17 protein-coding genes are annotated in these 12,986 nt (G+C 68.5%); all 17 read right to left on the bottom strand.

The genetic code is table 11. The features are described 5' to 3' along the window. Nucleotides 1-41: 41 nt before the first annotated feature. A complete protein-coding gene (locus XM1_RS24720) occupies nt 42-548 on the bottom strand; it encodes a phage tail assembly chaperone (RefSeq protein WP_068436213.1) in 507 nt (168 codons plus the stop codon). 15 nt (nt 549-563) lie between these two features. Next, a complete protein-coding gene (locus XM1_RS18865) occupies nt 564-1,505 on the bottom strand; it encodes a glycine-rich protein (RefSeq protein WP_068436210.1) in 942 nt (313 codons plus the stop codon). Nucleotides 1,506-1,507: 2 nt separating this feature from the next. Continuing rightward, nucleotides 1,508-2,191, bottom strand: coding sequence for a hypothetical protein (locus XM1_RS18860; RefSeq protein ID WP_068436208.1), 684 nt, complete (start codon nt 2,189-2,191; stop codon nt 1,508-1,510). Further along, complete coding sequence (locus tag XM1_RS18855) at nt 2,191-2,829, bottom strand: YmfQ family protein (protein ID WP_068436206.1); 639 nt, start codon at nt 2,827-2,829, stop codon at nt 2,191-2,193. The genes XM1_RS18860 and XM1_RS18855 overlap by 1 nt, the downstream gene beginning before the upstream one ends. Further along, entirely contained in the window at nt 2,829-3,887 is a 1,059-nt protein-coding gene (locus XM1_RS18850) for a baseplate J/gp47 family protein (protein WP_068436204.1), read from the bottom strand. The genes XM1_RS18855 and XM1_RS18850 overlap by 1 nt, the downstream gene beginning before the upstream one ends. Continuing rightward, complete coding sequence (locus XM1_RS18845; protein ID WP_068436202.1) at nt 3,884-4,357, bottom strand: phage GP46 family protein; 474 nt, start codon at nt 4,355-4,357, stop codon at nt 3,884-3,886. The genes XM1_RS18850 and XM1_RS18845 overlap by 4 nt, the downstream gene beginning before the upstream one ends. Then, nucleotides 4,357-4,917, bottom strand: coding sequence for a phage baseplate assembly protein (locus tag XM1_RS18840; RefSeq protein WP_068436200.1), 561 nt, complete (start codon nt 4,915-4,917; stop codon nt 4,357-4,359). Before XM1_RS18840 ends, XM1_RS18845 begins: the two co-directional genes overlap by 1 nt. After that, on the bottom strand, nt 4,908-5,978 hold the full coding sequence (locus XM1_RS18835) for a phage baseplate assembly protein (RefSeq protein WP_068436198.1): 1,071 nt from the start codon (nt 5,976-5,978) through the stop codon (nt 4,908-4,910). The genes XM1_RS18840 and XM1_RS18835 overlap by 10 nt, the downstream gene beginning before the upstream one ends. After that, the gene (locus XM1_RS18830) at nt 5,971-7,188 is read right to left on the bottom strand and encodes a DNA circularization protein (RefSeq protein ID WP_068436196.1); all 1,218 of its coding nucleotides are present in this window, start codon (nt 7,186-7,188) and stop codon (nt 5,971-5,973) included. Before XM1_RS18830 ends, XM1_RS18835 begins: the two co-directional genes overlap by 8 nt. After that, nucleotides 7,188-8,933: a phage tail tape measure protein gene (locus tag XM1_RS18825; RefSeq protein WP_068436194.1), complete on the bottom strand. Its 1,746-nt coding sequence runs from the start codon at nt 8,931-8,933 to the stop codon at nt 7,188-7,190. Before XM1_RS18825 ends, XM1_RS18830 begins: the two co-directional genes overlap by 1 nt. Before the next feature lie 74 nt (nt 8,934-9,007). Further along, nucleotides 9,008-9,349, bottom strand: coding sequence for a phage tail assembly protein (locus XM1_RS18820; RefSeq protein ID WP_068436192.1), 342 nt, complete (start codon nt 9,347-9,349; stop codon nt 9,008-9,010). A gap of 11 nt (nt 9,350-9,360) precedes the next feature. Further along, on the bottom strand, nt 9,361-9,705 hold the full coding sequence (locus XM1_RS18815) for a phage tail tube protein (RefSeq protein ID WP_068436190.1): 345 nt from the start codon (nt 9,703-9,705) through the stop codon (nt 9,361-9,363). A 24-nt stretch (nt 9,706-9,729) separates the two neighbouring features. After that, nucleotides 9,730-11,202 (bottom strand): phage tail sheath subtilisin-like domain-containing protein, encoded by a 1,473-nt coding sequence (locus tag XM1_RS18810; RefSeq protein ID WP_068436188.1) that lies wholly within the window; start codon nt 11,200-11,202, stop codon nt 9,730-9,732. Between the two features lie 3 nt (nt 11,203-11,205). After that, nucleotides 11,206-11,424, bottom strand: a complete 219-nt coding sequence (locus XM1_RS18805) for a DUF2635 domain-containing protein (protein WP_068436187.1) — start codon at nt 11,422-11,424, stop codon at nt 11,206-11,208. Then, nucleotides 11,424-12,005, bottom strand: a complete 582-nt coding sequence (locus tag XM1_RS18800) for a phage protein Gp37 (RefSeq protein WP_068436185.1) — start codon at nt 12,003-12,005, stop codon at nt 11,424-11,426. The genes XM1_RS18805 and XM1_RS18800 overlap by 1 nt, the downstream gene beginning before the upstream one ends. Continuing rightward, the gene (locus XM1_RS18795; RefSeq protein ID WP_068436184.1) at nt 12,002-12,502 is read right to left on the bottom strand and encodes a phage virion morphogenesis protein; all 501 of its coding nucleotides are present in this window, start codon (nt 12,500-12,502) and stop codon (nt 12,002-12,004) included. Before XM1_RS18795 ends, XM1_RS18800 begins: the two co-directional genes overlap by 4 nt. Further along, the gene (locus XM1_RS18790; protein ID WP_068436182.1) at nt 12,502-12,924 is read right to left on the bottom strand and encodes a gp436 family protein; all 423 of its coding nucleotides are present in this window, start codon (nt 12,922-12,924) and stop codon (nt 12,502-12,504) included. The genes XM1_RS18795 and XM1_RS18790 overlap by 1 nt, the downstream gene beginning before the upstream one ends. Nucleotides 12,925-12,986 lie beyond the last annotated feature (62 nt).

Genomic DNA, 12,986 nt, shown 5'->3' with positions numbered 1-12,986 from the left:
GCCCCGTCCCCCCGCCGGCCGAAGCCGGCTGAGGTATCCTTCTATGCCAGTACAGGCACCGCCGGCCACACCGGCGCGGCCGGGTTGGCGGCGGCCTCGGGCAGGTCGCGCAGGGCTTGGCGATAGGCGGTCCAGGCGGCCCGCTGCTCGGGCGTGTAGCCCTCCCAGCGGTCGGGCAACACCATGATATCGCTGGCGGACAAACGCCGATCACGCTCAATGCGCAAGGCGGCGACGGCCACGGCCTGCGCTTCGTCGGCCGTCATTTCCGCCCGCTCCACCGTATTCCAGACCTGGGTTGGCACCCCGCCAATCATCTCGATGCGCCACTCCCGGCCATCGATCATGGTGATGGCGACGCCTCCCCGCGCCTGACCGTCAACGGTATAGCCCGTCGGGTCGGCGGGCGGCCTGTCCGCCGGTGTGACCATCATCAGGCCGGGTATCGTGGCCTTGTCGCGCTGGCCCAGGTGCTGCACACCATCGGCGTCGGTATAGGGGGCGGCGGCGGCGATAGGGATCAGGGTTTGGTCGGTCCAGATGGTCATGATGCCTCTCTCGAGCTAAGGGATGGTGGTGATGACCACACGGCCATGGCCGGCCGGGGTGCTGGTGTTGTTGCCGCCGATGCCCCCGACGCCGATACCGGTGGCATAGTGGACGTCGGCGGTCTTGGGTGGGGTTGTCCCCGTACCAGATAGGGTGGATGCAGAGGCCATCGCTCCGACATCGCCGGAGCCACCGCCACCCGCATCCTGATATCCGCCGCCGCCGCCGCCCCACTTTCCACCACCGCCGCCACCGCTGATGGCGTTGCCGCCATCGCCGCCGCCCTGGCCGCCCACATACTGCCCGCCCGCCGTGGCACCCCAGGTAGTGGTTGCCGTCCCGCTCACCAATTGAGTGCCACCACGTCCTTGTGTGCCGGTCGCCTGGCCATCGGCACCCGATAGGCCACCGCCGACGCCACCGTTGCGGTTGCCGGCCGTCCCGGCACTTGCCCCACCGCCGCCGCCGGCTGTGACAAGATCGACACCCGCCTGCCTGATGGCGCTGCGACCACCGCCCTGACCGCCGAAAGATCCTGCCGATCCGGCCTTACCCGGGCCACCATCGCCATATGTGGCGGTCGCCGCCGCCGCGCCGCCCTGACCAACCATGATGGTCAATATCTGGCCGGGTGTGACAGGCAGCCAGCCCTCGGTATAGCCACCAGCTCCGCCGTCGCCACCAGTCGAGGCATACGCCCTGCCAGGTCCGCCGCCACCGCCCCACAGCTTGACGTTGAGACGATATATGCCCCACGGGACCGTGTAACTCTGGTCGGCGCCAGTATAGTTATAGATGGTGGTGACGGGGTCCAGCAGTCCGCCGCTCATCAGCATCATGTTGACGACGCTGGCGGTGGGCTCGATACCGTGGCGGTCCAGCCAGTCGTATACGTCGCGTCCTTCCCACAGGGGGCGGTCCAGGCGCAGCAGAGTATCGGTGGGGCGGATCAGCATGATCAGGCCCCCAACACGTCAAGGCGCCTGTCCACTAGGGACATGTAGGTGCCATCAGACTCGAAGATCAGGATATCTACGGCCCCGTTGCTGGTGGATAGCGCCAGGGCGGACACCGCCTTGTAGCCGGCGGCGAATGACAGCGTGGTGTTGGGCGCACCATGGATCACGCGCAGAGCGTAGCGGGTACCGGACGCATGACCGGTGGGCATGGCCAATAGACGGGTCGCGGCGATGGTCACCTTGGCCATATTGCCGGTGGCTACTACATCCCAGGCGATGGCGGCGGCGTCGGTCAGGACGGCCACCTGGCAGGATTGCTGGCCCGCCCACACGTTGGCGGCGCCCAGATTGAGCGACAGGCCAGCGACGGTGCGAGCCAGGGTGGCGCCGTTGAGCTTGACGCGCAGCTCGCCGGAGAGTTCTTCCAGGCCTTCGCCGGCCCCCAAGGACGGATTGGCGGCGATCAGGGTCTGAATGGCGACGTACAGTTGGTCGCCATTCCCCTTGACCAGGGCGATGTCTGCTCCCTCGATAACGCGGACGATGTTCTCCTGAACGTCGTCGCACCAGTCGGGCGTAAAGCGGGTCGCCGGGGTGGCGGTGGTCGGGTTGCCGCCGGTGAAACCGGGTTTGCCGGCACCGAACTTATTGACCTGGGCGGTGCTGTGGTCGATGCGATGCATCAGGCGTCTCCATAGGCGAAACGAAGGAACAGATGGCGGGTGGTGCGCCGACGGCGGAATTCGCGGCGCATGACGCATTCGAGCAACTGGTTGCCCCATATGCGCAACGGCTCGTCGCAGCCGCCGGCGACGCAGTCCAACTCGTGAATGGTCTCGGTCGGGGCGCCGATGTCGATCACGAAGCACCAGGGCATGGACACCCCGCCCACCACCAGGTCGTCGGGATCGAGAGGCGACTCGCAGTGGGATTCGCAGGTGGCGGCCGGGTGCTCGGCGATGGTGATGGCGTAGCCCAGCGCCGCCGCCACGCCGGTGAAGTACTCGAAGGTATCGCCGCCCACCGCGATCAGCTTGGCGTGGGCACGGCGCTGGCGCTCGGCCACGGTCTCGGCCTGGCCGGTGCACTCGTCGGGCAGGCCCAGCGCTTGTTCCCATTCGGGCAGCAGCAACACGGCGGTGCGGGGGTCGGCTTCCTCGATCAGATCCAGGGCGCGGTTGTGGATGCGGGCGAAGGTCTCTCCCAGGGCATCCAACAGATCGTCACGCAGCAGGCCTGGCATGCGCGGCCAGGCCTCGCCGGTGGGCAACAGGGCGCGCAGGGTGGCGCCGTAATCCTGGTATGTGGCCCGGCCGCCCATCAGTAGGCTACCCAGGTGACGGTGCCCGGCACCGCCATGGCGTTGTAGGCGTGGGCGACGTCGGCAGCGGGCGAAACAAGGCGGTGCTTATATTCCCCCGATGCCGAGCTGATGGCTTCGGCCAGGCGGGAGATGATGGTGGGGTCGCCCGGCTCGGCCTCGCGGCGGATGAAGTCGGCGATCTCGGCCTCGACGGCGGCGCGGGTGGCGGGAGTGTCGGGGGAGATGGCCAGGGTAATGTCCACCGGATCGGCGATGGGGGCGACCACGTAAAGGCCCGGCATGCCCGGCGGGCGCTTGGCCTGCAGCCAGGCATCCACCTCGGCCACCTCGATCCCGGTGGGGATGGCGGTATCGGGCTTGCCGTCCATGGCGAAGCGCACGGTGACGGTGCCCAGGCCCATCTCGTGGCTGTATTCCCAGGCCCGCGTCACGCCGGGCACATCCCTGGCCAGGGCGGCATAGGGGCCGTCCCGCTCGGCCGCATCGCGCCAGTACCCCAAGAAGCGATCCCGCAGGCCGTCGTTGAGCTCGCCGTCGGCTCCGGCCGAGACACCCCCCGTCGCCACCGCGCCTACCGAGGTGATACCGGAAACAGTGGTGACCAACTGCAGCTTGACCCCGGCAGCGGCATTGCCGGCCACCCCGACCTCCACTGCCGCCACCGGGACGGTGACGGAGCCGCCGGCGGCGACGCCATCGGCGGTGGCCTCGTATTCCACGCCGTCGCCCCGCTGCATGCGGGTGCCTTCGGGCAGGGTGGCGCCGGCGGCGGCGGGGAAGGTGGCGGTGCCGATGGCGGTCACCGCCTGCTTGCGGTGCTTACCCACCAGGGAGGCCCAGCGGTCGAGATATTCATTGCGCGCCGACACCCACACCACCTGGTCGACCAGCCAGTCGAGGTGGCCGTGCAGGCCATCGGCCACGCCGCCGATCACGAAGGCCATGACGTTGAGGTTGGAGACCGGCAGGCGCGGATCGGACTCGGGCAGATGGCCGTCGATGTCGGCGACGCCCTGTTCGATCAGCTGTTCCAGGGAGGGGCGGGGAAAGGTCATTGTCCCAGTCTCCAGAAGGGCGCGAAGCGGGCCGGCAGGCCATCGGGCTTGACCAGGGTGACCGGCAATTCCAGCACGCCCGGCGCGGTCCAGGTCCCGTCGATCTGGACGTCGGCGACGAGGCCGATGGACGGCATCCACAGCAGGGACTGGCGGGCGTACTGGATGGCCCGCGACCGGGTTTCCTCGGTCTGCTTGGCGCGCTTCAACGTCCACAGCAGGCTGCCCAGCTGCATACCGGCCGGCGCGGTGACGCCGAGCGAGGCCAGCAGCACCGGCCAATAGGCCTGCCCCCACCAGCGATGGGGCGACAGGCCGTCGGGAATCTCGATGCCGGCGGGGGCGTCGGCCTCGGTGAACAGGGACAGCATCACCGCCGTCTCCATGGAATCGTCCATGGCCAGCTGGCCACCGGCGATCCGCCAGTCGGCCACGGTGGAATCGGAGTCGAAGACCGAGCGGATATCCATCAGCTGATCTCCGGGGGCGAGATGTCATGGGCGGCCCCTGCGGTCTCGCCAATCTGCCAGGTGTCCACCGATGTGGGGTGCCAGACCTGGCCGTGACCGTTGGTGTCGAAGCGGTAGAGGGTGTGGGCGTGGAGATGCACCTGGTCGCCTTCCAGCCGCAGGATCTGGCCGGCCTTCACCGTGACGTTCAACGGGCTTTCAATCCTGATGCCGGTGCGGGTCAGATGCACCACCTGGCCCTGATCATCGTAGAGCGCCACCTCGCCATTCTCGATGCGGATGCGCCAGGTGACGTCGCCCTCGGCGATGATGATGCCGGCGGCGCGGTTGCCATTGGGAAAGAGCGCGACGCAGGGGATGGTTCCGGGCGGGCGAGAGGCATAGCCGTACCACTGGGGCCGCGCCATGCCCTCATGGATCTCGGGCCGCTGGGCACCTCCGAAATCAGCTTGGCCCCGCAGCAGATCGGCGGGATCGTCGGACACGGTGCTGCCCCGGCCCCAGGCCACCATGTTGCGGATCTTGGTCAGGGTCGGGCCGAACAGGCGACCTATTTCCATGCGTCGCCTCCCTTGGCCTTGTCGGCCTTCTGCCCCTCGGCCAGGGGCTCGAAGGCGCCTTCGGGCACCACCTGCAGGCTGGCGAAGGTGCCCTGTTTGGAGCGGTCCAGGCCGACCTCGGACACCATCAGGCGCCCGCCTCCCAGACGGCGGTCATCGATGTCGAGCGTCAGGCCGGGACGCCAGATCAGGCCGGTGGGCGAGCGCCAGGACTGGACCTTGAGGGAACGTTTGAGGCCCCGGGCCCGGCGGACCCGCGCCTCCCAGGCCGCCCGTTGGGCGGCGGTGGCGGCGCCGGGCAGTTCGGCCTCGACGGACAGAGTCAGCGGGCGATATCGGCGGATCTCGCCGTCTCGGGCCTCGGCCTCGACCAGATGCCCCCCCTGGTCCCAGACGCCGGAATCGGAATCCTTGCCCGCCGTGACGTGATACTCAGAGAACCGGTTGGTGTGATCGTCGCCCCCCGACGCCTCGATGATGTGTTCACCCAGGCGGAGCGTGCCGGCATAGGCCCCGCCCACGGGCCGGCCGAGCAGCAGGGTACCCAGACCATCGGTCCACATCATGGCACCCACTTGGCGGCAGGCGTCCTCGATGGCGCGGGCCACGGTCTCGCCGGGATCGACGGCATACTTGGCGAAGGCCGGGCCGCCGTCCCACCCCACCACTCGCACCGGAATACCAAACGGCTTGCACAGATCGGCGGCAATACGCGGCAGTTTCTGGCCCAGCAATTCGGTTTCGTCGGCGGAGCAGTCCACCAGGTCGGCGGTACGGTCGCGGCCACGCACCTTCGTGCCGGCGTCGGAGGTCGAGTAAAAGGGCTCGGCGGCATCGATATAGCCGGTGACCACCGTCTCGCCATCCACCATGGCCACCACGCCGTCCCCGGCCCGGAGCGGCGCCGTCACCAGTTGCCCCCCTTTGGTCCAAGATTCCGATGCCGTGACATCGAATGACCCGGCCACCTTCTCCAGCGACATGCGGATCGATACCGACTTCCAGCCACCGAACAGCTTGTCGCCCACCTGCAGGGTGACGCGTTCGCCCGTCCTAGCCATTGGCCACCACCTTGATGGCATGGCCACCGGGGACGAACAGCGGGTGCGCCAAGTCGGGATTGCGGGCCAGGATCTCGGCCGAGCGGGTGGCGTCGCCGTAAAGACCGTGGGCCACCACCAGGGCTGGCAGGGTGGCGCCGGGGGTGTAGTCGGTCAGCCGCGAGAGATCGGCGCCCCGATTGGTGATGTCGCGGGTCACCGCGCCGCCCAGGCGGCGCAGCGCCATGCGGGTGTCGTTGGAGCGCGCAGCCCGAATCCGGGTATCCAGGCGCGAGGTGATCTCGGCGCGGGCGGCGGTCGCCTCCTCGATGGTGGGATAGTCCATCTCGGCGCTGGCCCGGGCCTGCTCCACCAGGGCGGTGCCGGCGACCAGATCGAGGATGGCCTGCTGGTTGGCGGCCTGGCGCACCCGGTTGTCGGTGATGGGGGCGACGGCACTCCACGTCCCGCCGGTTGTCGCGTAGAGACCCGACGCGGTGACGTAGCTGGCCCGGCCGCCGCCGCCCAGGCGGATCAGCTGGCGGATCAGCGATTGCAGGCGGCCGGCCAGCGTCGATGGCGTCGCCACCAGGGCGGACAGCCCCCCGGTGAAGGACGACATGGACCGCTGGAACTGGCCGAGCGGCCCGCTGCCGACGCCTCCGACGGTGGCGGCCAGGGCGGACATGTCGCCGCCCACGTCGCTCAGGAGCGACAGCGCATTGTCGCCCAGAAAGGACGGGCCGCCCACACTGAACCCGTTCTCGAAGTCCAACGCCAGGGGGTCGAGGGCGTCATCGGCACGCCCGAACACCACGGATCGGCTGTCACCGGCGATCACCTGGGCCTTGACCACGCCCGCCTCGACCAGCTCGATGCGGAAGTCGGCCCATCCGCCCTTGGTCCGGTGTTCGCGACAGGTCCAGGCGGTGGCCACCACCCAGTGGCGCCCACCCCAGTGATCGACGTATTCGCCCGATCCGGCCTCGCGCAGAGCCTTCTTCAGGGACTCGCGGCGGGTCAGATAGTCCGGCCCCCAGACATAGGCTTCCACTGACCAGCGCTCGGCCTTGCGGCCCAGATCCTCGGTGTAGACCTCCTCGCTGTCCGGGAATTCGTGGGTGACGGAATTCCGCCCGCCCGACAGGTCGCGCCCTTCCACCTCGAAGGCGACGCCCCGGAAGGTGGACGGCAGCAGAGAACGGCGCCAGGGCGGAATCACGGCGGCCATCAGGTGCCCGCCATGACGTAGCCGAGAGTGGTGTCCACGTCGGAGATCGCCGCCCCCGACGCTTCGGTGGACACCGTGCTGCCCTTGGGCAGGCCGGACAGGTTGACCGAAACCTCGACCTTGCCGTTGGCCACGTCGGCCCCGGCGGCGGCGGCCGTGGTGATGCCGGTGCGATCCAGCATCCGGCCGCCGGCATCGGTGCTTTTCTTCAGTGCGTCGCCGATGGGGGCGATGTCGAATCCCTTGCCGGAGATCGCCTTGCCCATCACCTCGCCCGCCGCCAGCATGGTGCGGATCGGCGTGGACAGGATGGCCCAGGTATCCATGATGACGCCGCTGAACTGCTGCCAGCGTGCTTCGGCCAGGGTCCAGAAGTTCTCGAACAGGAACTGGATCGGCACCCAGTTGTCGTAGATCAGGCCGGCGGCAAGCGCGATGCCGGAGACGGCCAGGCCGATGGGATTGGCGGTCATGGCGATGCCGACGGCACGGAAGCCGAAGGCCACCAGACGAAGCGCCGGCGGCAACACCATCATGGCGGCGCCCACACCGGTGATGGCCATGGTGGTGCCCGGCGACTTATCCGCCACATCGGCCAGCCAGGAGATGACCGGTGTGGCCAGCGCCATGGCGGCGCCGAGCGGCGGCATCAGAGAGCGGCCGATGGCATTGCCCAGGGCTTCAACCGCATTGGCGGCGGCCTTGGACTGCTCATTGAACGTGGACAAAATGCGGGCGTAGTCGCCATCGACGGTGCCCGACGACTTCAGGATCTCCGCCTTCAGCTTGGTGTATTCCGGGATGCGGGCCAGCATGGGGCGGATGAAATCCTGCACCTGCTTGTCGCCGAACAGATCGGCGAGGCGCGCCTGGCGCTTGACCAGGCCGTCGGCGGTGGAGCCGTCGCCCAGCATCTTGTCGAGCTGCTTGAGATAGACCTCGACCGGGTTTTCCCCCTTCTTCATGGCGTCGGCCATCAGCTTCATGACGTTGACGCCGCGCTTCTCCATGTTCTTCAGCGTCTCTTTCGACATCATCTTCTGGAAGAAGTTGGCCATGTTGTTGGCGGCCTCGGAGGAATCGCCGGCCCCCTTGCGGGCCATCTGCAGCGCCGCGCCCAGGGTGGCCACGCCCTCGGAGCCGGTCAGGCCGGCTTCCTTGGCCGCCGCGCCCAGGACGGGGAAATAGCGGGCCATGTCCTTCAGCTCGAAGGCGCCCTTCTTGCCGGCGAAGGCTAGGCGGTCCAGCTCCTGGCCCAGTCCCTCGGGTGCAATGCCCAAGGTGTCGATCAGGGTGAAGGACATCTTGGCGACGTCCTCGATGTCGGCAGTGGCGGCGGTGGCAGCACGGCCCACATCGCGGAGCGCGGTACTGGCCTTGTCGTTCTCGAGACCCGCTGACACCAGGGCCTGATAGGCCTTGGCCAGATCCTTGACCGACTGATTGGTCTGCCTGGGCACCGAGAGATGATCCAGGTGCTGGCGCAATTGCTCGATTTCGGCATCGGTCATGTCGGCGGTGATGCCGATCTGCATCAGGGTGTGCTGGAGGTCGCCGGCACCGGTGACCACCTTGTTGATACCGTAGAGACCGGCCCAGGCCTGGCCGACGTCAAGAGCCCGGCGCTGCAGCCCCGCCATGCCCTTGTCCAGCTCGCCGATGCCCTGCATGGCCCGGCCGATGGTGGAGCGGTAGCCACCGGCCAGCGCTGCGCCGATCAGGACGGATACGCCGAGCGTCCGCATGGTTCAGTCCTCTCCCTTCAACGTCTCGGCCAGGTCGCCGGCGGCACTCAGCCAGCCGACGAACTCGGCCACGCTCATTCGGCCGATTTCTTGCCGCCCCCACCCTGAGAATCGCGCGAGGACGAGGACGTCTTGGCGGATTCGGTCCACGGGGTGGACAGGAAAACCAGCAAAGGGCGCTGCAGCACCCGATACTGGCCGGACTTCATTTGCTGGACCCCCTCGACCGGCAGATCGCAGAGACGGGCGATCAGGCGAGATTCCTTCTCCTGGTCGGTGCCGGTGGCCGACTCGGCGGCCACGGCGATCTCGTCCGCGACCGTCGGCTCGCGCATGGTGACGGCGGTGTAGGTGTTGTCGCCGATCTTGACCGGGCGGGGAAAGGTGACGGTGGCGGTGCGCAGATCTTCACTCATGGCGGTGCGTCCTACAGGGCTTCGGTGGCGGGATCGGCGGACATCTTCACCTCGATGAAGCCGCCGTCGGTGTCGCCGATCTCGTCGGTGCAGGCGTTGGTGAACTGCTCGACATCGCCGTTGTTCCAGCGCACCTGGACCGTCTGTCCCACCCAGGCGGCGACCGTCTTGCGGCTGATCCCCTTGATGGCCGACATCTTGAAGCTGATGGTCGAGGCCTGCTCCTCCTCCGAGAAATGGCGCGGCGTCTTGCGGTCGCGCTTGACGTGCCCCTCCTTGGTCTTGACCGACTTGCGGTCCACGTCGATCTGCTGGCCGCCGACGATGACGTCGGCCTCGGTACGCAATGCGGCCATGGGGCCTCTCCTCTTGAACGGGCGTTAAACGCGGGGCTGGATCAGGAAGGCGAACACCATGGCGTTGTTGATGATGTCCGGCGGCAGCAGGATATCGAGCCGGTTGGGGTCCACCTCCTTGGGCCGCGTCACGACGATGCCGTCCTTCCAGGCATCCACCGATTCCACCCAGCCCTCCTCTTCCCACAGCCGCGCCAGGGCGATGACGTGGCCCCGGAACAGGCTGGGGGTCAGCACCGCCTGGCCGGGCGCCCAGCGGGTGCCGTCGTCGGCCAGCTTGAAGTCGGGGAAGCGGGTCGAGACGTAGTTGCGCGCCGTCTGGCGCATGGCCGAGGCGACCGCCACCGTGGTGACGTCCAGGCGCGACGGATCGGGCAGGCCGAAGTCGTTGACCTGGCGCCAGGTGATGGCGCGCTCGATCAGCACCTTGCCGTCGACGGTCTCCACCGTGGTGGAGATGCCCTTGTAGAGCAGCAGGTTGCGCTCCTGGTCGGTGAAGCGGTCCGCCTCCTCGGCCGGCAGCACGTCGTCGAGCACCACCGAGCGCAACTGGCGCGAGGGGTCGATCCCCAGGCGAAGGGCGCAGGCGGCGCCATAGGCGGCGGCGATGGCATAGGCGGCGGTGGGCGACTTGCCCACCCCGATGGTCGAGCCGGTGTCGCTGTTGACGCCGGCGCCGAAGGTGGTCAGCTGGCCATGGGTGCCGGTCAGGGCGGTCCAGATCTGCCCCTCCTTCTGGCGCAGTCCGTTCCAGCGATCCTCCATCTCGGCGGTGATGGCGCCGATGCTGACCGAATCGGTGAAGGGAAACACCACGTGGTGCCACTGGATGTCGGTGAGCGCGTCCAGGGCGGCGGTCAGCGAGGGCACGCCGGTGCCGCCACTCATGGCGGTCACCGTCACGGTCACCCCGGAGGGCGCCTTGAGGCCGCGCCAGTAGCCGACGCGCAGGTCGATCTGGTTGCCGGTCTCGCCCTTCCAGCGGCAGGTCAGGTTGACCTTGGCGGAGTTTTCGCCATCGACTGCGGCGGTGACCGGCAGGTCGAGATCGGCGTTGATGGCGGCGATGGCGGCGGAGGCCATGGCGGCGGCATTGTCGGTGGAGGCGGTGGCCACCTGCACCAGGCGGCCGTCGATCACCAGGGGGATGGTCCCGGCGCCGGAGCCGGCGAAGGTGATGGACCCGGCCGCCTTGACCCCGGCCCCCGGTTCATCCAGCAGGATGATCTTGCAGTCGGTAACGGTGTTGTTCTTCTTGGCGGCCCGGGCCATGCGCGCCGCCATGGAACCCCGCCCGCCCAACTGCACGCCATGGTCGGAGGTCAGCAGATCCAGGGGCGTGTTGGCGGCGCCGGTGCCGGTGGACAGCTTCTGGGCGAAGATCAGCAGGCGCTGCATGTCGAGTTGCAGACCCTGATTGGCGGCGGTCCAGTCGAACTCGACGAAGGTGCCGGGCACGCGCCAGGTGACGGGGATTTCGCGGAAATCGATACCCATGGGCTAGGCCCCCTTCTTCTTGGAATTGGTCTCCGGGGAGCTGGTCTCCGGGGCGCTGGCCTTCGGGGCGGGGGCTTCGACCACGTCGCCGTCCTTCAGGCGGCTCCGCCAGAAGCGGTTGTTGGCCACGAATGCCCCCTCGGCCGGCAGATCGGTGCCGGGCTGGTCGGCGTTGGGAATGACCCGGCCCGGGGCCGGTTTGACAAACAGTTTGGCGTCCATCAGCTGGGCCTCGTGTTGGCGGTGGTGGAGGTGTCGGCGCCGTTGCCGGAGGGCGGCAGGTCGAAGTCGAAGCGGGCGCGCAGGAAGTCGTCCAGGGCGGCCAGATCGGCGCCGGGAATGGCGGTGGTGAAGCCGGTCTTGCAGGTCAGGCCGACGATGGCGGCCTTCTGGGTGCGGGCCCAGCCGGGGACGATGGGGGTGATCTCCACCGGCTCGATGGCGTCGATCTCCAGGTCCAGGGTCCGGCGGTCGAACAGGACGGCCATATCCTCGGCGATGCGGTAGGCGCCGATCTCGGCGCCCTTGCCGGCCCGCGCCGCACCCTCGGTGGCGAGGTTGCGGGTGACGACGATCAGGGACAGGGTGGCGGTCCAATGCCGGCGGCTGCCCTGTTCGGCCCCAGTCCCCTTGGCGAAGGCGACGAAGACCGCCGGGGTGGTCTGCAGCAGCTGGGCCATCTGGGTTTCGTTGACCTGGCCGTCGAAGGCCTCGATCCTGGGGATGGCATAACCCAGCGCCTTGCCGGCGCCCTGATGGGCGCGGATGTGGTCCAGCGCGGCGGTGATGATGGCATCGATCATCGGAACGGCCTCGCCAGCCAGTCGTCGATGGTCGCCTCGATCTCGATGGCGTCGGCGTCGTCGATACCGAGGAACGGGCGGGCGGGAATGTCCACTTCCTCGACGCTCACCCACTGCCCGCCGATCTTGAACTTCAACTGGCCGCCGCCCTTGGCCTTGATGGTGCCCCCGAACTGGTGGATGCCGGCATAGATGACGTTGGTGCCGACCTCCACCGAATTGTGGGTCGGATTGTGGGTGATCGAGTTTTCCAGGCGCCGCGAATCCACCAGGGTCCGGCCGCCTTCCTCGGCGGCGCGATGCGACGTGTCCCAGGGACGCCCGCCGGGACCGATGCCGGTATCGAAGCGGTGGTGGGTGCTGTCCACCAGGGCGGCGCCGATCACGTCCATGGGCTGCGACAGGTTGCCCATGCGCATCATCAGTTCGGAGAAGGCGGCCCCCAGGCGGGCGACCGAGACGGTCTCGACTTCAAGGGCGAAGGTGGCGCCGGTCATCAGTAGTCGCCCATTGAACTGTCGTTGAACATCCGTTCGCGGCCCTCGAAGGCCACGCCGGGCGAGCCGGAGACGGACTCGGCCGGGGCGATGCCGTCGGCCTGCAGCTCCAGGGCGCCGGAGGCGATCTTGTCGAGGAGGCGCTGCGCGTCCTTGTAGCGGGCGGTGACGTCGTCGGGGATCGGCCCCCGCCACAGCTTGTACCAGGCGACGTCGAGGGCGATCTCCTTGACCATCAGCGGCAGCGGCTCCAGCGGCAGCCGGTAGCGCGACGCCAGGTGGGCGTCGACCAGCTCGGCGGCGCCGGCGCAGGCGGCGGCGATGACGTCGTCGGCATCGAGGGACTCGCGCCAGGCAGCCTGGGCGGTCTCGGCCTGGCCAAAGCGGGTCTCCAGATCCTGGCGGGTCACGTAGATGGTCAAGGGGATGGTCCTTTAAGCCTTGAAGGAGCCCCCGTGGCCGGTGGGGTCGGCCACGGGGGAAG

Origin of the sequence: Magnetospirillum sp. XM-1 (genome assembly GCF_001511835.1) — a bacterium.
In the GTDB taxonomy this organism is placed as follows: Bacteria; Pseudomonadota; Alphaproteobacteria; order Rhodospirillales; family Magnetospirillaceae; genus Phaeospirillum.
This window is presented reverse-complemented; position numbering and strand designations above follow the sequence as displayed.

Bases quoted from the DNA above. Each gene is read 5' to 3' on its own strand.
- XM1_RS24720 (WP_068436213.1), bottom strand. From the start codon at position 548: ATGACCATCTGGACCGACCAAACCCTGATCCCTATCGCCGCCGCCGCC.
- XM1_RS18865 (WP_068436210.1), bottom strand. From the start codon at position 1,505: ATGCTGATCCGCCCCACCGATACTCTGCTGCGCCTGGACCGCCCCCTG.
- XM1_RS18860 (WP_068436208.1), bottom strand. From the start codon at position 2,191: ATGCATCGCATCGACCACAGCACCGCCCAGGTCAATAAGTTCGGTGCC.
- XM1_RS18855 (WP_068436206.1), bottom strand. From the start codon at position 2,829: ATGGGCGGCCGGGCCACATACCAGGATTACGGCGCCACCCTGCGCGCC.
- XM1_RS18850 (WP_068436204.1), bottom strand. From the start codon at position 3,887: ATGACCTTTCCCCGCCCCTCCCTGGAACAGCTGATCGAACAGGGCGTC.
- XM1_RS18845 (WP_068436202.1), bottom strand. From the start codon at position 4,357: ATGGATATCCGCTCGGTCTTCGACTCCGATTCCACCGTGGCCGACTGG.
- XM1_RS18840 (WP_068436200.1), bottom strand. From the start codon at position 4,917: ATGGAAATAGGTCGCCTGTTCGGCCCGACCCTGACCAAGATCCGCAAC.
- XM1_RS18835 (WP_068436198.1), bottom strand. From the start codon at position 5,978: ATGGCTAGGACGGGCGAACGCGTCACCCTGCAGGTGGGCGACAAGCTG.
- XM1_RS18830 (WP_068436196.1), bottom strand. From the start codon at position 7,188: ATGGCCGCCGTGATTCCGCCCTGGCGCCGTTCTCTGCTGCCGTCCACC.
- XM1_RS18825 (WP_068436194.1), bottom strand. From the start codon at position 8,933: ATGCGGACGCTCGGCGTATCCGTCCTGATCGGCGCAGCGCTGGCCGGT.
- XM1_RS18820 (WP_068436192.1), bottom strand. From the start codon at position 9,349: ATGAGTGAAGATCTGCGCACCGCCACCGTCACCTTTCCCCGCCCGGTC.
- XM1_RS18815 (WP_068436190.1), bottom strand. From the start codon at position 9,705: ATGGCCGCATTGCGTACCGAGGCCGACGTCATCGTCGGCGGCCAGCAG.
- XM1_RS18810 (WP_068436188.1), bottom strand. From the start codon at position 11,202: ATGGGTATCGATTTCCGCGAAATCCCCGTCACCTGGCGCGTGCCCGGC.
- XM1_RS18805 (WP_068436187.1), bottom strand. From the start codon at position 11,424: ATGGACGCCAAACTGTTTGTCAAACCGGCCCCGGGCCGGGTCATTCCC.
- XM1_RS18800 (WP_068436185.1), bottom strand. From the start codon at position 12,005: ATGATCGATGCCATCATCACCGCCGCGCTGGACCACATCCGCGCCCAT.
- XM1_RS18795 (WP_068436184.1), bottom strand. From the start codon at position 12,502: ATGACCGGCGCCACCTTCGCCCTTGAAGTCGAGACCGTCTCGGTCGCC.